The sequence below is a fragment of the Streptomyces caniscabiei genome (assembly GCF_014930365.1).
Classification (GTDB): Bacteria; Actinomycetota; Actinomycetes; order Streptomycetales; family Streptomycetaceae; genus Streptomyces; species Streptomyces caniscabiei.
This window is the reverse complement of sequence record NZ_JABXWI010000007.1, coordinates 245860-272171: the sequence shown is the minus strand read 5'-3', so window position 1 is coordinate 272171 and position 26312 is coordinate 245860. Positions and strand designations below refer to the sequence as shown.

Annotated in this window: 30 protein-coding genes; 9 read left to right on the top strand and 21 right to left on the bottom strand. The window is 70.2% G+C overall.

What is annotated here, in order from left to right; genetic code table 11:
• Positions 1–62 precede the first annotated feature (62 nt).
• Positions 63–803 carry a PH domain-containing protein gene (locus tag HW837_RS21275; RefSeq protein ID WP_193380546.1) on the top strand — a complete coding sequence of 247 codons (741 nt, stop codon included), beginning with the start codon at positions 63–65 and terminating at the stop codon, positions 801–803.
• Here HW837_RS21275 and HW837_RS21270 read toward each other — a convergent pair.
• The 4 genes from HW837_RS21270 to tsaB are packed head-to-tail and all read right to left on the bottom strand — an operon-like array spanning position 757 to position 3327.
• Positions 757–1011 (bottom strand): hypothetical protein, encoded by a 255-nt coding sequence (locus tag HW837_RS21270; RefSeq protein ID WP_086804301.1) that lies wholly within the window; start codon positions 1009–1011, stop codon positions 757–759. The genes HW837_RS21275 and HW837_RS21270 overlap by 47 nt on opposite strands.
• Positions 1008–2129 carry a tRNA (adenosine(37)-N6)-threonylcarbamoyltransferase complex transferase subunit TsaD gene (gene tsaD / locus HW837_RS21265; protein ID WP_390623568.1) on the bottom strand — a complete coding sequence of 374 codons (1122 nt, stop codon included), beginning with the start codon at positions 2127–2129 and terminating at the stop codon, positions 1008–1010. Before tsaD ends, HW837_RS21270 begins: the two co-directional genes overlap by 4 nt.
• 14 nt (positions 2130–2143) lie before the next feature.
• The gene (rimI, locus tag HW837_RS21260) at positions 2144–2641 is read right to left on the bottom strand and encodes a ribosomal protein S18-alanine N-acetyltransferase (protein WP_177261814.1); all 498 of its coding nucleotides are present in this window, start codon (positions 2639–2641) and stop codon (positions 2144–2146) included.
• Positions 2642–2661: 20 nt separating this feature from the next.
• Positions 2662–3327 (bottom strand): tRNA (adenosine(37)-N6)-threonylcarbamoyltransferase complex dimerization subunit type 1 TsaB, encoded by a 666-nt coding sequence (gene tsaB, locus HW837_RS21255; protein WP_045559475.1) that lies wholly within the window; start codon positions 3325–3327, stop codon positions 2662–2664.
• Positions 3328–3451: 124 nt separating this feature from the next.
• Here tsaB and HW837_RS21250 point away from each other — a divergent pair, with 124 nt between their 5' ends.
• Positions 3452–4012 (top strand): hypothetical protein, encoded by a 561-nt coding sequence (locus HW837_RS21250; RefSeq protein WP_193382495.1) that lies wholly within the window; start codon positions 3452–3454, stop codon positions 4010–4012.
• Positions 4013–4448: 436 nt separating this feature from the next.
• Here the strand turns inward: HW837_RS21250 and tsaE are convergent, their stop codons facing one another.
• The 3 genes from tsaE to alr all read right to left on the bottom strand — a co-directional run bounded on the left by tsaE (position 4449) and on the right by alr (position 7524).
• Positions 4449–5006 (bottom strand): tRNA (adenosine(37)-N6)-threonylcarbamoyltransferase complex ATPase subunit type 1 TsaE, encoded by a 558-nt coding sequence (gene tsaE / locus HW837_RS21245; RefSeq protein WP_193380544.1) that lies wholly within the window; start codon positions 5004–5006, stop codon positions 4449–4451.
• Positions 4972–6219, bottom strand: a complete 1248-nt coding sequence (locus HW837_RS21240) for an alpha/beta fold hydrolase (protein WP_193380543.1) — start codon at positions 6217–6219, stop codon at positions 4972–4974. Before HW837_RS21240 ends, tsaE begins: the two co-directional genes overlap by 35 nt.
• 144 nt (positions 6220–6363) lie before the next feature.
• The gene (gene alr / locus HW837_RS21235; protein ID WP_045559472.1) at positions 6364–7524 is read right to left on the bottom strand and encodes an alanine racemase; all 1161 of its coding nucleotides are present in this window, start codon (positions 7522–7524) and stop codon (positions 6364–6366) included.
• A gap of 223 nt (positions 7525–7747) precedes the next feature.
• Between alr and glmS the strand changes: the two genes are divergently transcribed.
• The 3 genes from glmS to HW837_RS21220 all read left to right on the top strand — a co-directional run bounded on the left by glmS (position 7748) and on the right by HW837_RS21220 (position 11864).
• On the top strand, positions 7748–9595 hold the full coding sequence (gene glmS, locus HW837_RS21230; protein WP_045559471.1) for a glutamine--fructose-6-phosphate transaminase (isomerizing): 1848 nt from the start codon (positions 7748–7750) through the stop codon (positions 9593–9595).
• A gap of 226 nt (positions 9596–9821) precedes the next feature.
• A complete protein-coding gene (locus HW837_RS21225) occupies positions 9822–10193 on the top strand; it encodes a holo-ACP synthase (RefSeq protein WP_033528399.1) in 372 nt (123 codons plus the stop codon).
• Between the two features lie 231 nt (positions 10194–10424).
• A complete protein-coding gene (locus HW837_RS21220; protein ID WP_193380542.1) occupies positions 10425–11864 on the top strand; it encodes an NAD(P)H-hydrate dehydratase in 1440 nt (479 codons plus the stop codon).
• Between the two features lie 56 nt (positions 11865–11920).
• On the opposite strand, the gene HW837_RS21215 is transcribed toward HW837_RS21220, so the two are convergent.
• Positions 11921–12082, bottom strand: a complete 162-nt coding sequence (locus tag HW837_RS21215; protein WP_225615610.1) for a hypothetical protein — start codon at positions 12080–12082, stop codon at positions 11921–11923.
• Between the two features lie 286 nt (positions 12083–12368).
• On the opposite strand from HW837_RS21215, the gene coaA reads away from it, so the two are divergent.
• Both coaA and HW837_RS21205 read left to right on the top strand, forming a co-directional pair.
• Positions 12369–13358: a type I pantothenate kinase gene (coaA, locus tag HW837_RS21210; protein ID WP_045559469.1), complete on the top strand. Its 990-nt coding sequence runs from the start codon at positions 12369–12371 to the stop codon at positions 13356–13358.
• 31 nt (positions 13359–13389) lie between these two features.
• Positions 13390–14310, top strand: a complete 921-nt coding sequence (locus HW837_RS21205) for a DUF389 domain-containing protein (protein WP_045559468.1) — start codon at positions 13390–13392, stop codon at positions 14308–14310.
• A gap of 93 nt (positions 14311–14403) precedes the next feature.
• Here HW837_RS21205 and glmM read toward each other — a convergent pair whose 3' ends face one another.
• The 3 genes from glmM to rplM form a co-directional block, all read right to left on the bottom strand.
• On the bottom strand, positions 14404–15762 hold the full coding sequence (glmM, locus tag HW837_RS21200; protein WP_093789463.1) for a phosphoglucosamine mutase: 1359 nt from the start codon (positions 15760–15762) through the stop codon (positions 14404–14406).
• A gap of 254 nt (positions 15763–16016) precedes the next feature.
• Positions 16017–16544, bottom strand: coding sequence for a 30S ribosomal protein S9 (gene rpsI, locus HW837_RS21195; RefSeq protein ID WP_045559466.1), 528 nt, complete (start codon positions 16542–16544; stop codon positions 16017–16019).
• 39 nt (positions 16545–16583) lie between these two features.
• Positions 16584–17027, bottom strand: a complete 444-nt coding sequence (rplM, locus tag HW837_RS21190) for a 50S ribosomal protein L13 (protein ID WP_045559465.1) — start codon at positions 17025–17027, stop codon at positions 16584–16586.
• 340 nt (positions 17028–17367) lie between these two features.
• Between rplM and HW837_RS21185 the strand changes: the two genes are divergently transcribed.
• Together HW837_RS21185 and HW837_RS21180 are read left to right on the top strand one after the other, a co-directional pair.
• Positions 17368–17742 (top strand): hypothetical protein, encoded by a 375-nt coding sequence (locus HW837_RS21185; protein ID WP_045559464.1) that lies wholly within the window; start codon positions 17368–17370, stop codon positions 17740–17742.
• Between the two features lie 82 nt (positions 17743–17824).
• Positions 17825–18709, top strand: coding sequence for a hypothetical protein (locus tag HW837_RS21180; protein WP_193380541.1), 885 nt, complete (start codon positions 17825–17827; stop codon positions 18707–18709).
• Between the two features lie 40 nt (positions 18710–18749).
• Here HW837_RS21180 and truA read toward each other — a convergent pair whose 3' ends face one another.
• The 10 genes from truA to secY all read right to left on the bottom strand — a co-directional run bounded on the left by truA (position 18750) and on the right by secY (position 26260).
• Positions 18750–19613, bottom strand: coding sequence for a tRNA pseudouridine(38-40) synthase TruA (truA, locus tag HW837_RS21175; RefSeq protein WP_045559463.1), 864 nt, complete (start codon positions 19611–19613; stop codon positions 18750–18752).
• 152 nt (positions 19614–19765) lie between these two features.
• Positions 19766–20272 carry a 50S ribosomal protein L17 gene (rplQ, locus tag HW837_RS21170; RefSeq protein WP_045559462.1) on the bottom strand — a complete coding sequence of 169 codons (507 nt, stop codon included), beginning with the start codon at positions 20270–20272 and terminating at the stop codon, positions 19766–19768.
• 194 nt (positions 20273–20466) lie between these two features.
• Positions 20467–21489: a DNA-directed RNA polymerase subunit alpha gene (locus tag HW837_RS21165; RefSeq protein WP_003966937.1), complete on the bottom strand. Its 1023-nt coding sequence runs from the start codon at positions 21487–21489 to the stop codon at positions 20467–20469.
• Positions 21490–21650: 161 nt separating this feature from the next.
• Entirely contained in the window at positions 21651–22055 is a 405-nt protein-coding gene (gene rpsK / locus HW837_RS21160) for a 30S ribosomal protein S11 (protein ID WP_003956432.1), read from the bottom strand.
• Positions 22056–22125: 70 nt separating this feature from the next.
• Positions 22126–22506: a 30S ribosomal protein S13 gene (gene rpsM / locus HW837_RS21155; protein ID WP_005481202.1), complete on the bottom strand. Its 381-nt coding sequence runs from the start codon at positions 22504–22506 to the stop codon at positions 22126–22128.
• A 220-nt stretch (positions 22507–22726) separates the two neighbouring features.
• Entirely contained in the window at positions 22727–22840 is a 114-nt protein-coding gene (rpmJ, locus tag HW837_RS21150) for a 50S ribosomal protein L36 (protein ID WP_003998809.1), read from the bottom strand.
• 29 nt (positions 22841–22869) lie between these two features.
• Positions 22870–23091 carry a translation initiation factor IF-1 gene (gene infA / locus HW837_RS21145; RefSeq protein WP_003948620.1) on the bottom strand — a complete coding sequence of 74 codons (222 nt, stop codon included), beginning with the start codon at positions 23089–23091 and terminating at the stop codon, positions 22870–22872.
• 227 nt (positions 23092–23318) lie between these two features.
• Positions 23319–24155, bottom strand: a complete 837-nt coding sequence (map, locus tag HW837_RS21140; protein ID WP_060883624.1) for a type I methionyl aminopeptidase — start codon at positions 24153–24155, stop codon at positions 23319–23321.
• Between the two features lie 129 nt (positions 24156–24284).
• Positions 24285–24947, bottom strand: a complete 663-nt coding sequence (locus HW837_RS21135; RefSeq protein ID WP_045559460.1) for an adenylate kinase — start codon at positions 24945–24947, stop codon at positions 24285–24287.
• On the bottom strand, positions 24947–26260 hold the full coding sequence (secY, locus tag HW837_RS21130) for a preprotein translocase subunit SecY (protein WP_193380540.1): 1314 nt from the start codon (positions 26258–26260) through the stop codon (positions 24947–24949). The genes HW837_RS21135 and secY overlap by 1 nt, the downstream gene beginning before the upstream one ends.
• Positions 26261–26312 lie beyond the last annotated feature (52 nt).

Here is a 26312-nt window from a genome sequence, read left to right as displayed (position 1 = left end):
CCCTCAGTACACGCGGCACCCCCTCTTACCCGGCGTTCACTGAGGGGGTCTATAACGACCCAATGAGCAACGGAATCGAGCGGGAGTACCGAAGACGGCGCGCAATCCACCCCGCGCTCCTCGGCACGCTCGCCGCGGCGACGCTGATCATCGCCATCACGGTGAACATGATGACGACGTTCGGCCCGTCGACCGGGGAAACACTGACCGTGGCGGCCTGGCTGACCGTGGCGGGCCGGGTGCTGCTGGAGCAGTTCAGGGCCCGTACGTCCGTCACGGCGGACGGCGTCACCGTACGCGGAGCGCTCCGCACCCGCAGTTGGACCTGGTCGGAGATCTACGGCATCCGGGTCGAGAACATCAGGTGGGGCAACCCGCGCTGGCCGGGCTATCTGTACGCCACCGACGGGAGCCGGGCCCGCCTGCCCCACGTCGACGAGTACCAACTGACCGACCCGGGCGCCGAGATCGCCGACCTGTGCGCCGCCGCCCTACGACTCGGGCTCACCACGCTGGACACCCGGCCCGACGTGGAGGAACGCATCGCGCGCAGGGCGCGGCGGCGCAGGGCGGGGCAGCGGACGGCCGTCGCGAGCGGGGTGGTCCTGGCCGGTGCGTTCGTCGTCGACGGCTGGCTGCTCTTCACCGACCGGCCGACGCACACGTACCTGCTGCTCCTGGGCGTCCCGCTGGTCTGCGCGCCCTTCCTCTTCCTCGTCCTGGACGGCTTCGGCGAACGCCGTCACCGACGCGGTCTCACGCCCCCAGCGACTCGAACCGCCACCGGTGCACCGCCCGACTGACCAACTCCTCGCCAGGCTCCGGCAGTTCGGGCAGCTCCGCGTCGTACTCCGCGTCCCACCACGTGATGACCAGCACCCGGTCCTGCGGCGCCCGGAACGTCTCGCGCCGTAACGGGCGCAGAGGAAGCTCCTGGGCCCGCGCCCAGGCGAGAAGTGCCTCTCCCCGCCCGGCCACCGCCCGCGCCTCCCACATCAGCGCGACGCTCACGAGTACAGGTTCTCCTTGCTGACCTCGTGCACGTGATCGTGCCCGTGGTCGTGGCCCTCAGCCGCAGCGGTGGTGGTCCCCGGCACATGCGGATCCGTCACCGGCAACGAAGAGTCCGCCGACAGATCCCAGTCCGAAGCGGAGCGCCCCCGCGCGACCATCTCCGCGCCCAGCGCGGCCACCATCGCCCCGTTGTCCGTGCACAACTTGGGCCGGGGCACCCGGAGCCGGATGCCGGCCGCCTCGCAGCGCTCCTGGGCGAGCACCCGCAGCCGGGAGTTGGCGGCGACACCGCCGCCGATCATCAGGTGGTCGACGCCCTCGTCCCGGCAGGCCCGTACGGCCTTCCTGGTCAGCACGTCCACCACCGCCTCCTGGAAGGACGCGGCGACGTCCCGCACCGGGACGTCCTCCCCGGCCGCCCGCTTGGCCTCGATCCAGCGGGCCACGGCGGTCTTCAGGCCGGAGAAGGAGAAGTCGTAGGCGGGGTCGCGGGGCCCGGTGAGGCCGCGCGGGAAGGCGATGGCCGCAGGGTCCCCCTCCTTGGCGTACCGGTCGATGACCGGCCCGCCCGGGAACCCGAGGTTCAGCACACGGGCGATCTTGTCGAAGGCCTCGCCCGCCGCGTCGTCGATGGTGGCGCCCATCGGCCGTACGTCCGAGGTGATGTCGGTCGACAGCAGCAGCGAGGAGTGGCCGCCCGACACCAGCAGCGCCATCGTCGGCTCGGGCAGCGCCCCGTGCTCCAGCTGGTCGACGCAGATGTGGGAGGCGAGGTGGTTCACCCCGTAGAGCGGCTTGCCCAGCGCGTACGCGTACGCCTTGGCCGCCGAGACGCCCACCAGCAACGCGCCGGCGAGGCCGGGACCGGCGGTGACGGCGATGCCGTCGAGGTCCTTCGCGCTCACCCCCGCTTCCTTCAGCGCCCGCTCGATGGTCGGGACCATCGCCTCCAGGTGGGCTCGGGAGGCGACCTCGGGCACCACGCCGCCGAACCGGGCGTGCTCGTCGACGCTCGACGCGATCGCGTCGGCCAGCAGGGTCGTCCCGCGCACGACGCCGACACCGGTCTCGTCGCAGGAGGTCTCGATCCCCAGGACCAGCGGTTCGTCAGCCATTGACCTTGCCATCCCTAGCCATTGATCTCGGTTCCTTGTACGGATGTGGAAGGGTCGTTGAGGCGCATGACCAGCGCGTCCACGTTCCCCGGCTGGTAGTAGCCGCGGCGGAAGCCGATCGCCTCGAAGCCGAAGCGTTCGTAGAGCTTCTGGGCGCGGACGTTGTCGACCCGGCATTCGAGCATCACCTGGGCGCACTCGAAGGCGGTGGCCGCCCGCAGCAGCTCGGTGAGGATCGTCGCGCCGAGGCCGGTGCCCCAGTGCTCCCGGGCGACGGCGATGGTCTGGACGTCGGCGGTGTCCCCGGCGGAGGCGAGGCCCCCGTAGCCGACGATCCGCCCGCCGCCGACACCCGTGCCCGTGTCCGGGGTCACCGCCACCACGTACCGCCGGGTGGCGTGCGGGCCCCGCGCGTGGGCGAGGTCCGACCAGAACATGCCCCGGGACCAGGCGTCCTCGGGGAAGAGGTCCTTCTCCAGCTCCAGGACGGGCTCGATGTCCCACCAGCGCATCTCGCGCAGCACCGAGGTCGTCACTTCGGGGTGACCACCTTGTAGTTCTTGGGGACCTGGGCGTCGGGCCGGCGCAGGTACAGCGGCCGGGGCGCCTCCAGCTCCTCGCCCTCGGCCAGCCGCTCCGCCGCCAGCGCCGCGAGCGAGGCGGCGGAGACGTGCTCGGGCGCGCGGGCGTCCGGGAAGGTGTCGGGATACAGCAGCGCGCCGGCCCCGACGGCGGGAAGCCCGGCCACCGACTCGGCGATCTCGGCGGGCCGGTCGACGGCCGGCTCGGTCGCTCTCGTCCGCGCGTCCTCGTACCGCGCCCAGTACACCTCCTTGCGCCGGGCGTCGGTGGCGACCACGAACGGTCCCTCGACCGTCCCCTCGACGCCGGCCGCGTACGCGAGCCCGTCGAGGGTGCACAGGCCGTGGACGGGGACCCCGAGCGCGAGGCCGAAGGTGTCGGCGGTCATGAGGCCGACGCGCAGCCCGGTGTACGGGCCGGGACCGATGCCGACGACGATGCCGGTGACGGCGTCGAGGCGGGTGCCCGCCTCGGCGAGGACCCGGTCGACGGCGGGCAGCAGCAGTTCCCCGTGGCGTCGTGCGTCCACCTGACTCGACGCGGCGACGACGTCCGTCCCGTCGTGCAGCGCGACGGTGACGGCGGGGGTGGCGGTATCCAGAGCGAGCAAGAGCACGCAAACAGCCTACGGCGCTTCTGCCCGGGCCACGGCCGACCCGGTGCACGCTCCCCCTGCTGCTACCGTCACAGCACAGACGTACTTCAAGGGCGTACGTGGGTACGAGAGGTGGGCGCAGAAGGTGGCCAGTAGCAGCTCGGGATTCGTGGCCGGGCTCACCGCGGCGGCCATCGCCGCAGTCGGTTTCCTCGCCTACCAGGCGTCGGCGAACGCGCCGGACGACCTGCGGAAACCGTCCGCATCGGAATCTCCGAAGGCCAAGCAGTCCCCGACCCCCGGCAAGGGGAAGAAGGAAACCGACGACGTCCTGCCCGACGACTCGGGCGCCGGGGAGCGGGTCGTGTACTCCCTCGACGAGGACCGTGTCTGGCTGGTCGGCGCCAACGAGAAGGTCACCCGCACGTTCGAGGTCACCCCGAGCACGGTCGACCCGAACCCCGCCACATACACGGTCTCGTCCCGCTCCGCCGCCGTCACCGGCTCCGACGGCACCCCGATCGAGCACGTCGTCCGCTTCGCCTCGGTGGACGGTGTCTCGGTGGGCTTCAGCGCGGCCGTCGACGGCTCCACCCCCCGCCCCGACCCCACCACCAAGACGGGCGGCATCCGGGAGTCCCGCAAGGACGGCAAGGCCATGTGGGAATTCGCGGGCATCGGCACGAAGGTGGTCGTGGTCGACTAGGGGGATCCCTCTTAATCGCCGGCTGGCTGGCCGCCGGTCCGTTTCAGGGGCGCGGGGAACTGCGCGAGAACCCCCACCGAACCGCCAGCCGCGCCCCGACCGCATCCACCCCTCCGAACGCGCCCCACGGCTACGCGACCTTGCGGCACCGTTCAGACTCAGCCCGCCGCGCCCCCCGCTTCACGGGCGGAGCCACAGGCGGAGCCGCAGGCGGCGTGGAGACGACCTTCGCCGCCGCACAAGCCGCCAAAAGGTCCCGCATCGACACTCCGCCCGCCCCGGAGGGAACCCGCTCTGCTGTCGACATGGACGCCTCCTGGGTGCCACGGCGAACCAGGTTAGGTACACCTAACCAAGGACTGGTTACCATGTGACCACGCCGGGGACGGCCGACGCAACATCTTGCCGACAGCTCGTCGGAACGATCGGCGCAGCGTCACGCCGACAGCACACCCAGTTCGACGGAGGCCCACCGTTCACCCAGACCGGTGACCGTCACGTGCCGCACCTCGTCCGTCGTGTCGCCCACCGCCCGGTGGATGACCACGTTCAGCCGGTCGTCGGTCAGCTCCTCGACCTTGCCCTCGCCCCACTCCACGACGATCACCGAATCCGGCAGCGAGACATCGAGGTCGAGGTCCTCCATCTCGTCCAGCCCGCCGCCCAGGCGATACGCGTCGACGTGCACGAGCGGCGGCCCCTGCACCAGCGACGGATGCACCCGGGCGATGACGAAGGTCGGCGAGGTGACGGCCCCGCGCACCCCCAGCCCCTCCCCCAGCCCTCGGGTGAGCGTCGTCTTCCCGGCGCCCAACTCCCCGTTGAGCATCACGAGATCACCCGCACGCAGCAGCTTGGCCAGGCGACGGCCCAGCTCCAGCATCTGGTCGGGTGCGTTGACGGTGATCCGGACGATGGTCAGCGGGGAGGTTCCGCTGCCGTCGGGGGAGGCCCCGGACTCACCCGGGACGTGCGGTGCTGCTGGCGCTTCCATAACCACTTACGGTAGCCCCCGCCGGCACGGCCCCCGCGCGGGTGAGCAGGTCGGCCAGCCGGTCGGTCACCACCTCGGGGTGCTCCAGCATCACCAGATGCCCCGCGTCCGGCACGAGCACCAACTCCGCGTCCGGCAGCAGATCGGCGATGGCCTCGCTGTGCTCGCTCGGCGTGACCAGGTCCTTGACGCCGGCCAGCACCAGCACCGGCAGCTCGGTGAACGCCGCGAGCGCCTCGGTCTTGTCGTGCTCGGTGAAGGCCGGATAGAACTCGGCGACGACGTCGATCGGCGTGCTCTCGATCATCCGTTCGGCGAACCGCGCGACCGCCGGATCGACGTCCCGCGACGCGAACGAGTACCGCTTGATGATCCCGGCGAACAGATCGGCGGTCGCCCGCCGCCCCCGCTCCACCAGCGCGGCCTGCTGACCGAGCGCCCGCAGCACCCCCGGCAGCACCCGCCGCACCACGTTGACGCCCGCCACGGGCAGCCCGAAGTTGACCTCGCCGAGCCGCCCCGACGACGTACCGACCAGGGCGACGGCGACGACCCGCTCCCGGATCAGCTCCGGGTAGTGCGCGGCCAGCGCCATCACGGTCATGCCGCCCATGGAGTGGCCGACGAGCACGATGGGCCCCTCCGGCACCGCCGCGTCGATGACGGCCTTGAGGTCACGGCCCAGCTGGTCGATGGTGACCGGCAGCCCGTCGCGCGCACCGGACACCCCGCGCCCGGAACGGCCGTGGCTGCGCTGGTCCCAGTGCACGGTCCTGACGACACCGCGCAGCGCGGCCCGCTGGAAGTGCCAGGAGTCCTGGTTGAGGCAGTAGCCGTGACTGAAGACGACGGTGACGGGCGCCGGGGCCTTGCGGCCGAAGAGGCGGCGCCTGCGGGGCGTGAGGCTCGCCTCGGGCTCGACGTCGTCGACCTCGTAGTACAGCTCGGTGCCGTCGTCGGCGACCGCCTTGGCGGGGACGCCGCGCAGCGCCCCGTACGGGCCGGTGGAGTCGAGCGCCAAACGCGCCTTCCTGCGCATGCCGCGCCCGACGGTGAGCCGCTCTATGGCGACGCCGGCCGCCGCGCCCGCCGCGACGACGCCTATCGCCGCCCCCGCGACCCCGGCTCTGCGCCAGATCCCGTCGCCGGACGCGGCCGTGGCGGCGGCCGCGCTCGCGACGGCCTCCACGGCCTCGGCGCTGCTCTCGCTCACGTCCCGCTCCTCTTCGCCGACCTGTCCGGTACCACTGTCGCTCCGCACGCCTGTACGGAGTTACCCGTCTCGTTCCTCTTTCACCTACGTGTGCACAGGTGCCCGGGACTCACATCCTCACGGGCCCCGGTCGTCCGCGCCCGCTCACTCACCCGTGTCGACGTAGACGCGCGGCACGCGGGTTCCGATGCGCGTCACGATCTCGTACGCGATGGTCCCGGCCGCCTTCGCCCAGTCCTCGGCGGTCGGTTCACCGCCGTCACCGGCCCCGAACAGCACGACCTCGTCACCGGCGGCGGGTTCGTCCCCGCCGAGGTCGACGACGAACTGGTCCATGGCGACCCGGCCCGCGACCGTCCGCCACTTGCCGCCGACCAGGACGGGCCCGCTGCCGGAGGCGTGCCGGGGGATACCGTCCGCGTACCCGACGGGGACCAGTCCGAGAGTGGTGGCACCGGGCGTGACGTAGTGGTGGCCGTAGCTGACGCCGTGGCCCGCGGAGACGTGCTTGACCAGCGCGAGCGAGGCGCTGAGCCGCATCACCGGCCGCAGTCCGAGGTCGGCCGAACTGCCCAGCTCCGGGCTGGGCGAGATGCCGTAGACCGCGATGCCCGTCCGGACGAGGTCGAAGTGCGCGTCCGGCCGGGTGAGCGTGGCGGGCGAGTTGGCGATGTGCCGCACCTCCGGGCGGACGCCCCGGCCCTCGGCGAACGCCACCATGTCGCGGAAGCGGGTGAGCTGGGCGTCGATGGAGGGGTGCCCCGGCTCGTCGGCGCACGCGAGGTGCGACCAGAGCCCGGTGATCTTCACGAGCCCCTCGGCCTCGGCCCGCAGCGCCTCGGCGACCAACTCCGGCCAGTCCTCGGGCTGGCAGCCGTTGCGGCCGAGCCCGGTGTCCGCCTTCAGCTGCACCCGGGCCCGCAGACCCGCCAGCCGGGCGGCCTCGGTGACCTCCCGCAGCGCCCACAACCCGCTGACCGCGACATCGAGATCCGCCTCGACCGCCTCGCGCCAGGGTCCGCCCGGCGCCCACAGCCAGCACATCAGCCGACCCGTCAGACCCGCCGCGCGCAGCGCCAGCGCCTCCTCGGGCGTGGCCGTCCCCAGCCAGGTGGCGCCCGCCTCGACCGCGGCCCGCGCACACCGCACCGCCCCGTGGCCGTAGGCGTCCGACTTGACGACGGCCATCAGCTCGGCGCCCGGCGCCGCCGCGCGCAGCGTCCGCACATTGGCCCGCAGGGCGTCCAGATCGATCTCCGCACGGGCCCGAAGCGGCGCGTGCGGCACAGGTGCTGTCTCACTCATGTCAGCCCCAGTGTCGCAGAGGGCACCGAAGCCCCCGCCAGGGGCGCGAGGCTGTGTCACTTTGCGGCTCCGCCGCGTGGGCGCGACAAGCCACGACGCACCCGACACCCCGCGACGCTCGGAACCCCCACCCCGAACCCGATGCACCACCCCGCACCAACCTGTCACGTACAGTCACATACGTCACACGACAGGTCGCGAACGACACGACACAGGGGTAAACATGTGCGGAATCGTGGGATACGTCGGCTCGCAGTCCGCCCTCGACGTGGTCCTCGCCGGACTGAAGCGGCTGGAGTACCGCGGGTACGACTCCGCCGGCGTGGTGGTCGCGGCCGACGGGGGCCTCGCCGCCGCGAAGAAGGCCGGGAAACTGGTCAACCTGGAGAAGGAGCTGGTCGGCCGCCCGCTGCCGACCGGCTCGACCGGCATCGGCCACACCCGCTGGGCCACCCACGGCGGCCCCACCGACACCAACGCCCACCCGCACCTCGACAACGCGGGCCGGGTCGCCGTCGTCCACAACGGCATCATCGAGAACTTCGCCACGCTGCGCGCCGAACTGGCCGAGCGGGGCCACACCCTCACCTCCGAGACCGACACCGAGGTCGTCGCCCACCTGCTCGCCGAGGAGTTCTCCTCCTGCGACGACCTCGCGGAGGCGATGCGGCTGGTGTGCCGCCGTCTGGAGGGCGCGTTCACGCTGGTCGCGGTGCACGCCGACGCGCCGGACGTGGTCGTGGGCGCCCGCCGCAACTCGCCCCTGGTGGTCGGAGTCGGCGAGGGCGAGGCCTTCCTCGCGTCCGACGTCGCCGCGTTCATCGCCCACACCCGCTCGGCGATCGAGCTGGGCCAGGACCAGGTCGTCGAACTGCGCCGCGACGGGGTCACGGTGACCACGTTCGACGGCCGCCCCGCCGACGTCCGCTCGTACCACGTCGACTGGGACGCGTCGGCGGCGGAGAAGGGCGGCTACGACTACTTCATGCTCAAGGAGATCGCCGAGCAGCCCAAGGCGGTCGCCGACACCCTCCTCGGCCGGATCGACGCGGCGGGCTCGCTCTCCCTGGACGAGGTCCGCATCCCCGACCGGGAACTGCGCGAGCTGGACAAGGTGGTCATCGTGGCGTGCGGTACGGCGTTCCACGCGGGCCTCATCGCCAAATACGCCATCGAGCACTGGACCCGTATCCCCTGCGAGGTGGAGCTGGCCAGCGAGTTCCGCTACCGGGACCCGATCCTCGGCCCGCACACCCTGGTCGTCGCCATCTCGCAGTCCGGCGAGACCATGGACACGCTGATGGCGCTGCGCCACGCCCGCGAGCAGGGCGCCCGGGTCCTCGCCATCTGCAACACCAACGGCTCGACGATCCCGCGCGAGTCCGACGCGGTCCTCTACACCCACGCGGGCCCCGAGGTGGCCGTCGCCTCGACGAAGGCGTTCCTGACCCAGCTGGTGGCGTGCTACCTCGTCGCCCTCTACCTCGGCCAGGTACGGGGCACCAAGTGGGGCGACGAGATCCGGGCCGTGATCCGCGACCTGTCCCGTATCTCCCACGAGGTGGAGCGGGTGCTCGAAACGATGGAGCCGGTACGGGAGTTGGCCCGAACCCTGGCCGACAAGAACACGGTGCTGTTCCTGGGCCGCCACGTGGGCTATCCCGTCGCTCTCGAAGGCGCCCTGAAGCTCAAGGAGTTGGCCTACATGCACGCGGAGGGCTTCGCGGCGGGCGAGCTGAAGCACGGCCCGATCGCCCTGATCGAGGAGGACCTCCCGGTGGTCGTCGTGGTCCCGTCCCCGGCGGGCCGCTCCCTCCTCCACGACAAGATCGTCTCCAACATCCAGGAGATCCGCGCGCGGGGCGCCCGCACGATCGTCATCGCGGAGGAGGGTGACGAGACGGTGGTCCCCTACGCCGACCACCTCATCCGCGTCCCCGCCACCCCCACCCTCCTCCAGCCCCTGGTCGCCACGGTCCCCCTCCAGGTCTTCGCCTGCGAACTGGCCACGGCCCGCGGCAACGAGGTGGACCAGCCGCGGAACCTGGCGAAGTCGGTGACGGTGGAGTGAGCGGCCGGGGCCCGCACCGCTGGGGTTAGGGGCCTGTCGTTCGGATCATGCCGGCTTCGGGTGACGGCGCCTGTTGGCTGCCGGTGAGCGGGGCGTGGCGCGTGCAGCTGCGAGGCGGAGGAGGCAGCCAACGCGGAGCGTTGGGGACCGACGACAGGCGGCAGATGTGCGTGCCACGCCCCGCGGCCCAGGCGTGATCCGAACGACAGGCCCTAGGGTGCGGATCATGCCCATCATCGGAGTCGGCATCGACGTCGCCGAGATCGACCGTTTCCGTGCCTCGCTGGAGCGCACGCCCAGCATGGCCGACCGCCTCTTCCTCCCGAGCGAGCTCCTCCTCCCCAGCGGCGAACGCCGGGGCATCGCCTCCCTCGCGGCCCGCTTCGCCGCGAAGGAGGCCCTCGCCAAGGCCCTCGGCGCGCCCAGCGGCCTGCGCTGGACCGACGCGGAGGTCTACGTCGAACCCTCGGGCCAGCCCCGCCTCCGCGTCACCGGCACGGTCGCGTCCCGCGCCTCCGAACTGGGCGTCCAGTCCTGGCACATCTCCCTGAGCCACGACGCGGGGGTGGCCTCGGCGGTGGTGATCGCGGAGGGGTGAAGCGGGGGCTTCGCCCCCGCCCCTGCCCTGCCCCTGCCCCTGCCCTGCCCCACCCCACCCCCCTGCGGGCAATCGTGCCGCTGGGGCGGCACGGGTGGGCGCAGGCGGCGCCTCGTCACCGCCGAGCAGCGGAACCCCACCCCCGCCCAAGCACAGCGGAGGGTGCCCAGGAACCCCCGCCCCACCCCCAACCGCCCCCAACCGCCCCCAAGGACAAGGCAGACTCGTCCCATGCGCTCAGCCCACCGCGTAGAAACCGTCCGCACAGCCGAACGCACCCTCATGGCCCGCCTCCCCGAGGGCGCCCTGATGCAACGCGCCGCCGCCGGCCTGGCCACGGCCTGCGCCGACCTCCTCGGCCGGGTGTACGGCAGCCGCGTCGTCGTCCTCACCGGCAGCGGCGACAACGGCGGCGACGCCCTGTACGCGGCCGCCCGCCTGGCAAGGCGAGGCGCGGGCGTCACCGCCGTACTGCTCGCCCCCGACCGCACCCACCCCGCCGCCCTGACCGCCCTGCGCCGAGCGGGCGGCACCGTGCTCCCACCCCACGAGGCGTCCCGCGCCGTCCACCGAGCCGACCTCGTCCTGGACGGCATCGTCGGCATCGGCGGCAAGGGCGGCCTCCGCCCCGACGCCGCCCCGCTCGCCGAACTCGCCGCCACGTCACGGGCGCTGGTCGTCGCCGTGGACCTCCCGAGCGGCATCGAGCCGGACACGGGCGAGGTGCACGGCGCAGCCGTCCGCGCCGACCTCACCGTCACCTTCGGCACGCACAAGCCGGGCCTGCTGATCGACCCGGCCCGCGCGTACGCCGGCACGGTCCGTCTGATCGACATCGGCCTGGCGGAGACCCTCCCGCCCACCCCCGCCCTGGAGTCCCTCCAACACGCCGACGTGGCCGCCCTCCTCCCCCGCCCCACCGGCGAGAGCGACAAGTACCGCCGAGGAGTCGTGGGCATCGCGGCGGGCTCCGCCCGCTACCCGGGCGCGGCCGTCCTCGCGGTCGCGGGCGCCCTGCGCGGCGGCGCGGGCGCCGTCCGCTACGTGGGCGCCGCCGCCGACGCGGTCCTCGCCCGCTACCCGGAGACCCTCGTCTCGAACACCGGCCCGAAGAACGCGGGCCGAGTGCAGGCCTGGGTCGCGGGCCCGGGCGCGGGCGACGACCCGGCCCCCGTCGCCGAGGCCCTCGCCTCCGACGTCCCGGTCCTCCTGGACGCGGACGGCCTGCGCCTCGCCGACCGCGACACGGTCCGCACCCGCGAGGCCCCGACCCTGATGACCCCGCACGCGGGAGAGGCGGCCGCTCTCCTGGGCATCGCCCGGGAGGAGGTCGAGGCCGCCCGCCTCACCGCCGTACGCGACCTGGCCCGCGCCTACGACGCCACGGTCCTCCTCAAGGGCTCCACCACCCTGATCGCCACCCCGGACCCCACCACCCCGGTCCGCGCCAACGCCACCGGCACCCCCTGGCTGGCGACGGCCGGCAGCGGCGACGTCCTCTCCGGCCTGGCGGGCTCCCTCCTGGCCGCCGGCCTCTCCCCCCTGGACGCGGCGAGCACGGCGGCCTACCTCCACGGCCTGGCAGGCCGCTACGCCGCCGAAGGCGCCCCGACGAGCGCCCACGACGTGGCGGACTCGATCCCGGCGGCCTGGCGGGATGTCACCTCCTGAGGCCCACCCCGCCCACCCCGCCCGCACGGCCCCCACGGCACGCACCGCACCCGCGGTCAAGCACCCTCCTCTATCCGTTCGATGGCCTCCCGCACCATCCCCAGATACTCGACCTCCTCGCACCGCGGCTTGCTGCCCAGCCGGTACATGTCCATCGCGTCGTCCAGGCACTCGCCCAGATCCTCCTCCGGCAGGTCGGCCGAAAGCTCGCTGCACACCCGTCCGGCGAGCTCCGCGTCATCGCGCGTAGAACCCTGTCGAACGGCGCCGCGTAACCGCAGACGCACGCCGAAAACCATCCCCATCCCCCATTTCCCCCTGGTCGACCGGGAGGCGGCTCCCTCCCGACCGCCCGGACGCTAGTCCTCCCCCCACCCGAGGTCCATACCTTCGCCACAGTTCACGCACAGCGAAGGGAGAACCCCCTACCGCGCCCCGCCCGGCGTGACGGAGCCCACCGGCCCCCACCCCGCCACCCCGTTCGAACTCCGTTAACAATGGACTGTGATCTCACCGGTCTCCTCGTTGCCGCGGAGCGCCCACCGGCCCAGGCCGGAGGCGACTCCCTACGTCGACCTCACCCGTGCCGAGTGGAGCGCGCTGCGCGAAAAGACGCCGCTCCCGCTGAACGCCGAGGAGGTCGAGAAGCTGCGCGGTCTGGGCGATGTCATCGACCTCGACGAGGTACGGGACATCTATCTGCCGCTGTCCCGGCTCCTCAATCTCTACGTGGGCGCCACGGACGGCCTGCGCGGCGCGCTGAACACCTTCCTGGGCGAGCAGGGCTCCCAGTCCGGCACCCCGTTCGTCATAGGCGTCGCCGGCTCCGTGGCCGTCGGCAAGTCGACCGTCGCCCGCCTCCTCCAGGCCCTCCTGGCCCGCTGGCCCGAACACCCGCGCGTCGAACTGGTCACCACCGACGGTTTCCTGCTCCCCATGAAGGACCTCCAGGAACGCGGCCTGGTCTCCCGCAAGGGCTTCCCCGAGTCGTACGACCGCCGGGCCCTGACCCGCTTCGTCGCGGACATCAAGGCCGGCAAGGGCGAGGTGACGGCCCCCGTCTACTCCCACCTCGTCTACGACATCGTCCCCGACCAGCGGCTCACGGTCCGCCGCCCCGACATCCTCATCGTCGAGGGACTGAACGTCCTCCAGCCCGCCCTCCCCGGCCAGGACGGCCGCACCCGCGTCGGTCTCGCCGACTACTTCGACTTCAGCGTGTACGTCGACGCCGGCGCCGACGACATCGAGCGCTGGTACCTCAACCGCTTCAAGAAGCTCCGCCAGACCGCGTTCCAGAACCCCGACTCGTACTTCCGCAAGTACACCCAGGTCTCCGAGGACGACGCCCTCGACTACGCCCGCACCCTCTGGCGCACCATCAACAAGCCCAACCTGGTCGAGAACATCGCCCCCACCCGCGGCCGCGCCACCCTCATCATCCGCAAGGGCGCCGACCACAAGGTGCGCCGCCTGAGCCTGCGCAAGCTGTAGCCCCGTCACCCGGGCCGACTACCCTGCGGGCATGCTGCATCTGCGCCTGATCACCCCGGCCGACCGGACCGACGACGTGGTGCGCCTGATCGAGGGCACGGTCGGGTGCACCCACCTCGTCGTCGTACCGGGTGCCGCCCGCAACCCCGCCGGAGACGTCGTCATGTGCGACGTGGCACGCGAGGCGGGCGACGAACTGATCGGCGCACTAAGGGCGTTGGACCTGGACCGCACCGGATCCATCGCCGTCGAGAACATCGACCTGTCGCTCTCCGAACGCGCCGACAAGGCCGAGAAGGACGCCCCGGGTGAGGGCGCCGACGCGGTCATCTGGGAGCACCTGACGGACGCGACCCACGAGGAGTCGACGCTCTCCGTCACCTACGTGGCCTTCATCACCCTCGCCACGATGATCGCGGCCTGCGGCGTGGTCCTCGACAACGCGGTCCTGATCGTCGGCGCGATGGCGGTCGGCCCCGAGTTCGGCCCCCTGGCGGGCATCAGCACGTCCATCGTCCAACGCCACCCGCGCCTCGCCCTGCGCTCGCTGATCGCCCTGCTCGTGGGCTTCGCGGCGGCCATGGCGGCGACGGTCGCCTTCAGCCTCTTCATGGACGCGCTCGGGTACTTCACCGAGGCCAAGCTGGAGGCCGACCGCCCCAACACCGCCTTCGTCTACGCCCCCGACGCCTTCTCCTTCATCGTGGCCGTCCTGGCGGGCATCGCCGGCACCCTCTCCCTGACCTCGGCCAAGTCCGGTGCCCTGGTCGGGGTGGCCATCTCGGTCACCACGGTCCCGGCCGCCGCGAACGCCGCGGTCGCCCTGGCCTACGGCGACACGAAGCAGACGGTGGGCTCCACGGAGCAACTGCTCCTGAACCTCCTGGGCATCATCCTGGCAGGCACCCTCACCCTGCTCCTACAGAAGTGGCTGTGGTCCAAGACCCGTTGACCGCGCCCCGTCAGGGGCGCGGGGAACTGCGCGACAAGCCACGACGAACCCGCAGCCCGCACCGCACAGAACCCCACACCCCTACCCGGCGATTCAGCCGAGCGCCGACTTCACCGCATCCGCCAGCCGCCCCGCAACCGCCCGCGCCTGCTCGATGTCCGCCGCCTCCACCATCACCCGCACCAACGGCTCGGTCCCGGACGGCCGCAACAACACCCGCCCCGTGGACCCCAGTTCGGCCTCGGCCTCCCCCACCGCCGCCGCCAGCTCCGCAGACGTGGACACCCGCGACCGGTCCACGTCCGGCACATTGATCAGCACCTGCGGCAACCGCTCCATCACTCCGGCCAGCTCCTGGAGCGTACGTCCGGTCTGCGCGACCCGGGCCGCCAGCAGCAGCCCGGTCAGCGTGCCGTCGCCGGTCGTCGCGTGGTCGGAGATGATCACATGCCCGGACTGCTCGCCCCCGAGCGCGTACCCGTGCTCCTTCATCTCCTCCAGCACATACCGGTCACCGACGGCGGTCTGCACCAGCCGCAGCCCCTCCCGCTCCAGCGCCAGCTTGAAGCCGAGGTTGGACATGACCGTCGCCACGACCGTGTCGGCCCGCAGCGCGGAGCGCTCCCGCATCGCCAGCGCGAGCACCGCGAGGATCTGGTCCCCGTCGACCTCGTTGCCCTCGTGGTCCACCGCGAGGCACCGGTCCGCGTCCCCGTCGTGCGCGATCCCGAGGTGCGCCCCGTGCTCCAGGACGGCGGCCTTCAGCGGCCCGAGGTGGGTCGAGCCGCACCCGTCGTTGATGTTGAGCCCGTCCGGCTCGGCCCCGATCGTGACGATCTCGGCGCCGGCGCGGGTGAACACCTCCGGCGAGACCCCGGCGGCGGCACCGTGCGCCTCGTCGAGGACGACCTTGAGCCCGTCGAGCCGGTTGGGGAGGGCGGCGAGCAGATGCTCGACGTACTGCTCGAAGCCGTCGTCGTAGGACCGGACGCGTCCGACGCCCGCGCCCGTGGGCCGCTCCCAGGGAGCGCCGGTGCGGTGCTCCTCGTAGACGCCCTCGATTCGGTCCTCCAGCTCGTCGGCGAGCTTGTGCCCGCCGCGGGCGAAGAACTTGACGCCGTTGTCCGGCATGGCGTTGTGGCTGGCGGAGAGCATCACGCCGAGGTCGGCGCCCAGCTCGCCGGTGAGGAACGCCACCGCGGGGGTGGGCAGCACACCGACGCGCAGCACGTCGACGCCCGCGCTGGCGAGGCCGGCCACGACGGCCGCCTCCAGGAACTCCCCGGACGCTCGCGGATCCCGCCCGACCACCGCCACCGGCTTGTGGCCCTCGAACGTGCCCGCCTCGGCGAGTACGTGCGCCGCCGCGACGGACAGTCCGAGCGCCAGCTCGGCCGTCAGATCCGCGTTGGCGACACCGCGCACGCCGTCCGTGCCGAAGAGTCGTCCCACTGTGGTGTCCTCCGAATTGCTCAGAATGTGCGGCTCGTACAGATGGTCACGAGTGTCCCGGCATTCCCCTGACCAAGTACATCCCCTGAGACTGTCCTCCCCCGTTCGGGGTTGTACCGACAGTCTGTGCATATGCCTGCGATGAATGACCAGCCCTGCTAAGCAAACCGCCCCGGCGGCACGGATACGTGCCACCGGGGCGGTACGCGCAATGCGCGACACACGCGGATCGCGCCCAGCGGCGCGAGCGCGATCTAGCGCTTGCTGTACTGCGGAGCCTTGCGGGCCTTCTTCAGACCGGCCTTCTTGCGCTCGACCGCACGGTCGTCGCGGCGGAGGAAACCGGCCTTCTTGAGGGCGCCACGGTTGTTGTCGACGTCGGCCTCGTTCAGCGCGCGGGCGACACCGAGACGGAGCGCACCGGCCTGACCGGAGACACCGCCACCGGCGATGCGGGCGATGACGTCGTAGCGGCCCTCGAGCTCCAGCACCTTGAAGGGCTCGTTGACTTCCTGCTGGTGCACCTTGTTGGGGAAGTAGTCCTCAAGGGTGCGACCGTTGATCTTCCACTTGCCGGTGCCCGGGACGATCCGGACGCGGGCGATGGCGTTCTTGCGACGGCCCAGGCCGGCGGCCGGCTGCGGGTCGCCGAAGCGGCCGGCGAGGGACTCCGAGGTGTAGTCGCCCTCGACGGGGACCTCGGACTCGGTGGTGTAGCTGTCGATGTCGACAAGCTCGGTCTCGGTCTCTTCGACCGGCTGCTCAGCGGTGGTCTCGGCCACGATGCTCCTCAGATCTTTTCTTTTTGGGGGTGGCCGGAACTACTGCGCGACCTGGGTGATCTCGAACGGCACCGGCTGCTGCGCAGCGTGGGGGTGCTGGTCGCCCGAGTAGACCTTCAGCTTCGAGAGCATCTGACGGCCCAGGGTGTTCTTGGGGATCATGCCCTTGATGGCCTTCTCGACGGCCTTCTCGGGGTTCTTCGCCAGCAGCTCGTCGTAACGGACGGAGCGCAGACCACCCGGGTACCCGGAGTGGCGGTACGCCAGCTTCTGGGTCTTCTTGTTGCCGGACAGGTGAACCTTGTCGGCGTTGATGATGATGACGAAGTCGCCCATGTCCATGTGAGGGGCATAGGTCGGCTTGTGCTTGCCGCGGAGGAGGTTCGCGGCAGTGGTAGCCAGACGGCCCAGGACGATGTCCTGTGCGTCGATGACGTGCCACTGGCGAGTCACATCGCCGGGCTTGGGGCTGTACGTACGCACTTCGCAGCCTTCTTCTTCAGTGGATGGGTGCTGACACATGGCATCACTGAAGCGATCGTGCAGCTGGGGACGACAGTGCCGGGAACGCTGCCCGTATGCCGCCCACTGGTAACTGCTCCAGGGAACCTACGCATGGACCTCTCGCCTGAGAGCGACCAAGCCCATACGCATAACGATCCGCAAGGATACTCGGGCTGCCCCTGACGGGTCAAAACGGCCCCGGGAGCGACGCCCCCGACACCCGTTGATCAACTTCGCCCGCGAGTTCGATACGATCCGGCCCCACGTGCCGCGAGGCGCGTGATTCAGCCGTGCAAGCTGCAAACAACGGGGTTCACCTATGAAGTTTCGCAAGAATGTTGCCGCCGCGATCGTGGCGGCCGGTGTCGCGCTGACGCTGGGCAGCGCCGGGACCGCGTCCGCGTCGAGCTACTACTCGGTGCCCGGCGGCAAGGTGCAGTTCAAGTCCGCCGGCGAGGTCCTCAAGGTCTGGGACACCAAGGCGGGCAAGACCGGCATCCTCGTCGTCGTGGACGACCTGTCCGCGAAGAACCCGACGATGGACACCTGCAACGTCAAGGGCAAGGGCAAGACCAAGACCTGCGACATGAAGTTCACCAACAAGCACAAGCTCCAGATCGACGTGTTCTCGTACACGAAGCTGAGCGACCACAGCACGCGCAAGCTCGTCGCCAGCTGGAAGGACAAGGCGTAACCCGGTACCGAGAAGTAACCCGGTACCAGGGCGTGACCTGGAACTGACAACGGCCTCCCCTCGCCCGTCTAAAATGCGGCCCATGAGCTATGGGCAGGGGGGGTCTCAGTGGAGCCCCGGGGGTTCCCACGATCCGTGGGACAATCAGTGGAGTTCCTCCAGTGGCCAGACCCCGGACTGGGCGTCACTCGCCGAGCAGTCCGAAATACGTAACAGGCGCCGCCGATTCCTGCTGATCGTCGGCGGCGCCCTCGCCACGGTCGGTATAGGCGTCGCCGTGGCGGTGGCCGTCGTCAACACCGACAACGGCAGCAGCACGGCGAACGGCCCGAACAACCCGCCGGTCACGGAAGGCATCCCGAGCGCCAGCGCCAAGACGGACCCGTCGTTCGCGCCGACCTCGGCCCCGCCCCCGCTGAACCCGAAGGACTTCATCTCCAGCTCGGGCAAGGACAAGGCGCCGATCAGCCCGGACATCCTCTTTCCGGGTTCCCAGCTGACCAAGCGCGAGGGTGTCGTCTACCGCAAGGGCGCCACGGCCTCGACGAAGGACTGCGCCTCGGCCGTCCAGGGCACCCTCGACAAGCTCCTCACCGGCAACGACTGCACCCGCTTCATGCGGGTGACCTACTTCCGGGACAAGGTCGCGACCACCATCGGCGTCGCCCTGTTCGACACCGAGGCCCAGGCGACGAAGGTCAAGGAGGACTGGGACAAGGTGAGCACCATCGTCTCCCTCTCCGGCGAGGGCGTCCCCGTCTTCTGCCGTACGACGGTGTGCCGGACGACCGCCAACTCCATGGGCCGCTACGCCTACTTCACCCTTTCCGGCTTCACCGACGGCAAGGACGTCACGGAGAAGGACACGGCCGTCTTCACCGCCGGCGACGACCTCGCCCAGTCCACGTACGAACAGATCCGCCGCCGCGGCGAGACCCAGGCGGCCGCCGCGGCCAACGGCCAGTAGACCCGGGTCCCCGGATCCCCGGGGGCCCCGCCGCCCGGGGTCAGCAGCAGCCGCCCCCGGGCACCCCCGGCAGCGTCCGCCGGTTCCGCGCCTCCCTGCTCCGCGCGGCCAGCAGCTCGTCCGCCGGGTAACCGACCTCCTCCAGGGTCAGCCCGTGCGGCCGTACGACATGCACGGCGGAGTCCCGTACGCCGGCCGCCAGCACCTTCCCGGGCCACTCGGGGCCGCGGTGGCCGTCCCCCACGAACAGCAGCGCCCCGATCAGCGAGCGCACCATGTTGTGGCAGAAGGCGTCGGCCCGCACGGTGGCGGTGACGATCCCGTCCTCCCCCCGCACCAGGCTCAGCTCCTGGAGCGTGCGGATGGTGGTCGCGCCCTCCCGCCGCTTGCAGTACGCGGCGAAGTCGTGCTCGCCCAGCAGCCGCAGCGCCGCCTCGTTCATGGCGTCCACGTCCAGCGGCCAGTCGTGCCACAGGACGTGACCGCGCAGCAACGGGTCGACACCGCCGGGGTTGTCGGTGACCCGGTACGCGTAGCGCCGCCAGATCGCCGAGAACCGCGCGTTGAAGCCGCTGGGCGCCTGTCTGAGCGCCCACACCCGGACATCCCTCGGCAGCCGGCCCGCGAGCCGCTTGAGCAGCTTCTCGTGGTGCTCGCGCCAGACCGCCTCCGGCAGGTCCACGTGCGCCACCTGCCCCCGCGCGTGCACCCCGGCGTCGGTCCGCCCGGCCACGGTCAGCTCGAAGGTCTCCCGGGACCGCGTCACGGTCCTGAGAGCGTCCTCGATCTCCCCCTGCACGGTCCGCCGCCCCCCGGCCTGCTTGGCCCACCCGGAGAACTCGGAACCGTCGTAGGACAGGTCCAGCCGGACGCGGACATGACCGGGCGCCGCTTCATCACTCACAGGAAGATCCTCTCAGGTACAAAAAAAGCGGGCCCGCTCCCGTAACAGGAACGGACCCACTCAGACGCGCCCCGTCTTCCAGGGGCGCGGGGAACTGCGCGAGCAACCACCACGAACCCGAGGCCGCCAACGCACAGTCCCCCGCAGAACGCTTACGCGTCCTTCGACTCCTCGGCAGCCTCGTCGGCGGCGTCGTCAGCCTTGGTGGTGTCCACCTTGGCCTCGGCGGCCGGCGTCTCCGCGTCCTTGGCGGCACGCTTGGTGGCGGCCTCGGCCTCACCCGTGGCCTCCTGCGCGACGGTCAGCGCCTCGACCAGCTCGATGACAGCCATGGGCGCGTTGTCGCCACGACGGTTACCGATCTTGGTGATCCGGGTGTAGCCACCCGGACGGTTCTCGTACCGCGGGCCGATCTCGGTGAAGAGCGTGTGCACGACGCTCTTGTCCGTGATGACCTGGAGCACCTGGCGGCGGTTGTGAAGGTCGCCCTTCTTGCCCTTGGTGATCAGGCGCTCGGCGTACGGCCGCAGACGGCGGGCCTTCGCCTCGGTGGTGGTGATCCGGCCGTGCTCGAAGAGCGACTTCGCGAGGTTCGCGAGAAGCAGCTTCTCGTGCGCGGCACTGCCGCCCAGACGGGCACCCTTGGTGGGCTTCGGCATGGTGTTTCTCCTAGGTGTCTGCCCCGGCCGTATCAGGTACCGGGGTCAGTATCCGAGCGGGCGGATGCCCGTCGAAGATCCGGGGTTCCTCTTTCGAAGCGCCTCGGAGGACCGCGCCCCGTAAGGGGCGCGGGGAACTGCGCGACCAGCCACGACGGACCCGCAGTCGGAAATCCGGCCGTCCCGCGGAGCGACTAGTACTGCTCGGTCTCCACGAACCCGGCGTCCGCGTCGTCGTCCGCACCGAACGCGTCGGCCGCAGCGGTCGGGTCGAACCCGGGAGGCGAGTCCTTGAGCGCCAGACCCATGCCCGCCAGCTTCGCCTTGACCTCGTCGATCGACTTCGCACCGAAGTTGCGGATGTCGAGCAGGTCCGCCTCGGAGCGCGCGACCAGCTCACCCACGGAGTGGATGCCCTCACGCTTGAGGCAGTTGTACGACCGAACGGTGAGCTCCAGCTCCTCGATCGGCAGCGCCAGATCGGCGGCGAGCGCGGCGTCCGTCGGGGACGGACCCATGTCGATGCCCTCGGCGTCGATGTTCAGCTCGCGGGCGAGACCGAACAGCTCGACCAGCGTCTTACCGGCGGAGGCCATGGCGTCACGGGGACGCATCGCCTGCTTGGTCTCGACGTCGACGATCAGCTTGTCGAAGTCGGTGCGCTGCTCGACACGCGTGGCCTCGACCTTGTACGTGACCTTGAGAACCGGCGAGTAGATCGAGTCGACCGGGATACGGCCGATCTCCTGACCCACCTGCTTGTTCTGCACGGCGGAGACGTAACCGCGGCCGCGCTCGACCGTCAGCTCCATCTCCAGCTTGCCCTTGCCGTTGAGCGTGGCGAGGACGAGGTCGGGGTTGTGCACCTCGACACCGGCCGGGGGCGCGATGTCGGCGGCGGTGACCAGACCCGGGCCCTGCTTGCGCAGGTACATCACGACCGGCTCGTCGTGCTCCGAGGAGACGACCAGCTGCTTGATGTTGAGGATCAGGTCGGTGACGTCCTCCTTGACGCCCGGCACGGTGGTGAACTCGTGCAGGACACCGTCGATACGGATGGACGTGACCGCCGCACCCGGGATCGAGGAGAGGAGCGTACGGCGCAGGGAGTTGCCGAGGGTGTAGCCGAAGCCCGGCTCCAGCGGCTCGATCACGAACCGGGAGCGGAATTCGTCGACGACCTCTTCGGTCAACGAGGGACGCTGAGCGATCAGCATGAAGTGAATCCTTCAGTCAGGGGCACCCACTATTTGATGCCCTTGCCACCGGGCGGCAGCCCGATATGTGGTGCAGCTACAAGGGTACGGGCGATATGGCCCCGAAGAGCCATACCGCCCGAAAACCTCAGACCAAGCAGTCGCTGATCCGACCCGAAGGGTCAGACGCGGCGGCGCTTGGGGGGACGGCAGCCGTTGTGCGGGGTGGGCGTGACGTCCTGGATGGAGCCGACCTCGAGACCGGTCGCCTGGAGCGAACGGATGGCCGTCTCACGACCCGAGCCCGGGCCCTTGACGAAGACGTCGACCTTGCGCATGCCGTGCTCCTGCGCGCGACGGGCGGCCGACTCGGCGGCCATCTGCGCGGCGAACGGCGTGGACTTGCGGGAGCCCTTGAAGCCGACGTGGCCGGCGGAGGCCCAGGAGATCACGTTGCCCGAGGGGTCCGTGATGGAGACGATCGTGTTGTTGAACGTGCTCTTGATGTGCGCGTGGCCGTGAGCGACGTTCTTCTTTTCCTTGCGGCGCACCTTCTTGGCAGCGCCCTGACGACCCTTGGGGGGCATCTACAAACTCCTACGGGGAGGTGGTCGGTCCTACAGCGAAGACCGCTGATGAAGCGTTGTCCGCTGAGGACTACTTCTTGCCCGGCTTCTTCTTGCCGGCGATGGCGCGACGCGGGCCCTTGCGGGTGCGGGCGTTGGTGCTGGTGCGCTGACCGCGGACGGGCAGACCACGACGGTGACGGAGACCCTGGTAGCAGCCGATCTCGACCTTGCGGCGGATGTCGGCCTGGACCTCGCGACGGAGGTCACCCTCGGTCTTGATGTTGTTGTCCACGTACTCGCGGATCGCGACGAGCTGCTCCTCGGAGAGGTCGCGGACGCGGGTGTCGGGGTTGACGCCGGTCGCAGCCAGCGTCTCCTGGGAGAGGGTCCGGCCGATGCCGAACACATAGGTGAGGGCGACCTCCACACGCTTGTCGCGCGGGATGTCAACACCGGAAACGCGTGCCATTCAATGGCTCCTGGTGATTGTCGGAGGTCTTCCACAGAACCGGACCCCAGCCGCCGGCCTCCCCTGTCCCGGGGATTAGGTACGGACTGGGTCCCCGGCCTCCGAGCCGGGGGTGTCAGACGCGTCGTAGTGCCGTGTCTGGGTCCTGCGTATGAACAAATTCAGCTCGCGTCGCGCGAATCCCTGCGATGAAGATGCAGAGGGAGTGGTCGAACGTGCGTCAGCCCTGGCGCTGCTTGTGGCGCGGGTTCTCGCAGATGACCATGACCCGACCGTGACGGCGGATCACCCTGCACTTGTCGCAGATCTTCTTGACGCTCGGCTTGACCTTCATGGGATCGAGGTTCTCCGAGTCAGAGGGATCTACTTGTAGCGGTAGACGATCCGGCCACGCGTCAGGTCGTACGGAGACAGCTCCACCACGACCCGGTCGTCAGGGAGGATGCGGATGTAGTGCATACGCATCTTGCCGCTGATGTGTGCCAGGACCTGGTGGCCGTTCTGGAGCTCGACCTTGAACATGGCGTTCGGCAGAGACTCGACGACAGTGCCCTCGATCTCGATGGCACCTTGCTTCTTGGCCACGCTTCGCCCTTCGAATCGACTACCTTGATCGACCCCGCGTAACCGAATGAGGACACACGGAAACACGAGAGCCGACGAGTCAGTCTACGCCAGGGCCTCCAGAAACACGAATTCGGTATGCATGCCCAGGGCTGAAGATCCTTACTCCGCCCCGCAGGAGCGCCCCTGAAAGGGGCGCGGGGAACTGCGCGACCAGCCCCCACTCACCCGCACCCGGCAGCGCGAACTCAGCCCACCGGATCAGGCGCCGCAGTGATCCCGTACTCCGCCAGCTTCGCCTTGCCGCCGTCGGGAGCCGTCAGCACCAGCGGCCCCTCCTCGGTCAGCGCCACCGAGTGCTCCCAGTGCGACGACCACGTCCCGTCCGTCGAGACCACGGTCCAGTCGTCCGCCAGGACCTCCGTCTTCGGGGTGCCCAGGGACACCATCGGCTCGATGGCGAGGCAGAACCCCGGCACCAGCTTCGGCCCCTTGCCCCGACGCCGCTCCACGTAGTTCAGCAGATGCGGGTCCATGTGCATCTCGGTCCCGATGCCGTGACCGCCGTAGTCCTCGACGATCCCGTACTTCCCCCCGCCCGGCTTCGGCTGCCGGCGGATGTACGTCTCGATGGCCCGGGAGATGTCCACGAGCCGGTTGCCCACCTTCATCGCGGCGATCCCGGCCCACATGGACTCCTCGGTCACCCGCGACAGCTCGATCAGCTCCGGAGCGTGACCGGAGCCGACGAACGCGGTGTAGGCCGCGTCCCCGTGCCAGCCGTCGACGATCGCGCCGCAGTCGATGGAGATGATGTCGCCGTCCTTCAGGACGACCTCGTCGCTCGGGATCCCGTGGACCACGACCTCGTTCACCGAGGTGCAGATCGTCGCCGGGAAGCCGCCGTACCCGAGGAAGTTCGACTTGGCCCCGTGCTCCGCGATCACCTTGCGGGCGACCTCGTCGAGGTCCTTCGTGGAGGCGCCCGGTACGGCGGCCTCCCGGGTGGCCGCGTGGATGGCGGCGACGACCAGCCCCGCCTCACGCATCTTGGCGATCTGCTCGGGACTCTTGATCTGCACCATGGGGGCCTGCGCTCTCCGTCTTCCTTGGTGTCCACGAGGCACGAGATCTCGTTCTCGCGTTTTTGCCTACACAACAGTACGGCCGCGGCGCCCCTCACGGGCACCGCGGCCGACGTACCGAGCGACGACCTACTGGTCGTCGTCCTCGCGCTTGAGCGCCTCCATGGCGCGCTGGGTGACTTCCTCCACCGGACCGAGGGCCGAGATCGTCACGACGAGGCCCTGGGCCTTGTAGTAGTCGATGATCGGCTCGGTCTGGGTGTGGTAGACCTCCAGGCGCTTGCGGACGGTCTCCTCGGAGTCGTCGTCACGCTGGTACAGCTCGCCGCCGCAGGTGTCGCAGACACCCTCCTGCTTCGGCTTCTTGTACGTGACGTGGAAGACGTGGGCGGAGTCGTTGCGGCAGATGCGCCGGCCGGCGATCCGCTTGACGACCTCCTCCTCGGGGACCTCCAGGTCCAGCACCGCGTCCAGGTTCATGGACTCGCCCCGGAGCGTCACGTCCAGCGCCTCGGCCTGCGAGACGTTGCGCGGGAAGCCGTCGAGCAGGAAGCCGTGCTCGGCGTCCGGCTGCTCCATGCGGTCCTTGGCCATCGCGATCGTGACCTCGTCCGGCACCAGCTCGCCCTTGTCCATGTAGGACTTCGCGAGTTTGCCGAGCTCCGTCTGCTTGCTGATGTTGGCCCGGAACAGGTCGCCCGTGGAGATGTGCGGGATCGACAGGTTCTGTGCCAGGAACGCGGCCTGCGTTCCCTTACCCGCACCCGGCGGCCCGACGAGGACGATTCGCATCAGCGGAGGAACCCTTCGTAATTGCGCTGCTGGAGCTGGCTCTCGATCTGCTTCACCGTCTCCAGACCCACACCCACGATGATCAGGATGCTGGTACCGCCGAACGGGAAGTTCTGGTTTGCCCCCAGCGGTGCCAACGCCATTGTCGGCACGAGAGCGATCAGACCCAGGTACAGCGAACCCGGCCAGGTGATCCGGTTGAGTACGTAGCTCAGGTACTCAGCGGTCGGTCGGCCAGCCCGGATGCCCGGGATGAAGCCACCATACTTCTTCATGTTGTCCGCGACTTCCTCGGGGTTGAACGAGATAGCCACGTAGAAGAAGGCGAAGAAGATGATGAGGAAGAAGTAGATCGTGATATGCGCCGGCGCGTCGGTCGGAACCAGGTTGCCGTTGATCCAACTCGCCCAGCCCGCCGTGGAGTTCGAGAACTGCACGATGAGGGCCGGAATGTAGAGCAGCGACGAGGCGAAAATCACAGGAATGATGCCCGCCTGGTTGACCTTCAGCGGGATGTAGGTCGACGTGCCGCCATAGGAACGGCGACCGATCATGCGCTTCGCGTACTGGACCGGAATACGGCGCTGGGCCTGCTCGACGAAGACCACGAGCGCGACCATGACCAGGCCGACGGCGATGACGATGCCGAACTCGATCCAGCCGCCCGCCAGGTCGCCCTGCTCCTTGATGGCCCACAGCGCGGACGGGAAGGTGGCGGCGATCGAGATGAACATCAGGATCGACATGCCGTTGCCGATGCCGCGGTCGGTGATCAGCTCACCGAGCCACATGACGACGGCCGTACCGGCGGTCATGGTGATGACCATGACCATGGTGGCGAAGATCGACTGGTCGGGAACGATCTCGGAGCCCTGCGGGCAACTGCTGAACAGCGAGCCGCTGCGGGCAGTGGCGACGAGGCCCGTGCCCTGGAGGACGGCGAGGGCGACCGTCAGGTAGCGCGTGTACTGCGTGATCTTCGCCGTACCGGCCTGCCCCTCCTTCTTCAGGGCTTCCAGACGCGGGATCACCACGGTCAGCAGTTGCAGAATGATGCTCGCCGTGATGTACGGCATGATGCCGAGCGCGAAGATCGTGATCTGCAGCAGCGCGCCACCACTGAACATGTTGACCAGCCCGAAGAGACCGGAGTTGCTCTTGGTCTGGTCGATGCAGTACTGAACGACGGTGTAGTTCACGCCCGGGATCGGGATGTGTGTGCCGATCCGGTAGATCACGATGATGCCGAGCGTGAAGAGCAGCTTCTTGCGCAGGTCGGGCGTCTTGAACGCCCGGGCGAACGCGGTGAGCACGGTGCCTCCTGCGACCCCCGCGCTACTGCGTCAAGGGTGACGGTTTTGAGAT

Excerpts from the sequence above, each read along its gene's own strand:
- HW837_RS21275 (WP_193380546.1), top strand. The coding sequence starts at position 63 with ATGAGCAACGGAATCGAGCGGGAGTACCGAAGACGGCGCGCAATCCAC.
- tsaD (WP_390623568.1), bottom strand. The coding sequence starts at position 2,129 with ATGGCTGACGAACCGCTGGTCCTGGGGATCGAGACCTCCTGCGACGAG.
- rimI (WP_177261814.1), bottom strand. The coding sequence starts at position 2,641 with ATGCGCTGGTGGGACATCGAGCCCGTCCTGGAGCTGGAGAAGGACCTC.
- tsaE (WP_193380544.1), bottom strand. The coding sequence starts at position 5,006 with ATGGAAGCGCCAGCAGCACCGCACGTCCCGGGTGAGTCCGGGGCCTCC.
- alr (WP_045559472.1), bottom strand. The coding sequence starts at position 7,524 with ATGAGTGAGACAGCACCTGTGCCGCACGCGCCGCTTCGGGCCCGTGCG.
- glmS (WP_045559471.1), top strand. The coding sequence starts at position 7,748 with ATGTGCGGAATCGTGGGATACGTCGGCTCGCAGTCCGCCCTCGACGTG.
- HW837_RS21225 (WP_033528399.1), top strand. The coding sequence starts at position 9,822 with ATGCCCATCATCGGAGTCGGCATCGACGTCGCCGAGATCGACCGTTTC.
- HW837_RS21220 (WP_193380542.1), top strand. The coding sequence starts at position 10,425 with ATGCGCTCAGCCCACCGCGTAGAAACCGTCCGCACAGCCGAACGCACC.
- HW837_RS21205 (WP_045559468.1), top strand. The coding sequence starts at position 13,390 with ATGCTGCATCTGCGCCTGATCACCCCGGCCGACCGGACCGACGACGTG.
- HW837_RS21185 (WP_045559464.1), top strand. The coding sequence starts at position 17,368 with ATGAAGTTTCGCAAGAATGTTGCCGCCGCGATCGTGGCGGCCGGTGTC.
- HW837_RS21180 (WP_193380541.1), top strand. The coding sequence starts at position 17,825 with ATGAGCTATGGGCAGGGGGGGTCTCAGTGGAGCCCCGGGGGTTCCCAC.
- rplQ (WP_045559462.1), bottom strand. The coding sequence starts at position 20,272 with ATGCCGAAGCCCACCAAGGGTGCCCGTCTGGGCGGCAGTGCCGCGCAC.
- HW837_RS21165 (WP_003966937.1), bottom strand. The coding sequence starts at position 21,489 with ATGCTGATCGCTCAGCGTCCCTCGTTGACCGAAGAGGTCGTCGACGAA.
- rpsK (WP_003956432.1), bottom strand. The coding sequence starts at position 22,055 with ATGCCCCCCAAGGGTCGTCAGGGCGCTGCCAAGAAGGTGCGCCGCAAG.
- rpsM (WP_005481202.1), bottom strand. The coding sequence starts at position 22,506 with ATGGCACGCGTTTCCGGTGTTGACATCCCGCGCGACAAGCGTGTGGAG.
- rpmJ (WP_003998809.1), bottom strand. The coding sequence starts at position 22,840 with ATGAAGGTCAAGCCGAGCGTCAAGAAGATCTGCGACAAGTGCAGGGTG.
- map (WP_060883624.1), bottom strand. The coding sequence starts at position 24,155 with ATGGTGCAGATCAAGAGTCCCGAGCAGATCGCCAAGATGCGTGAGGCG.
- HW837_RS21135 (WP_045559460.1), bottom strand. The coding sequence starts at position 24,947 with ATGCGAATCGTCCTCGTCGGGCCGCCGGGTGCGGGTAAGGGAACGCAG.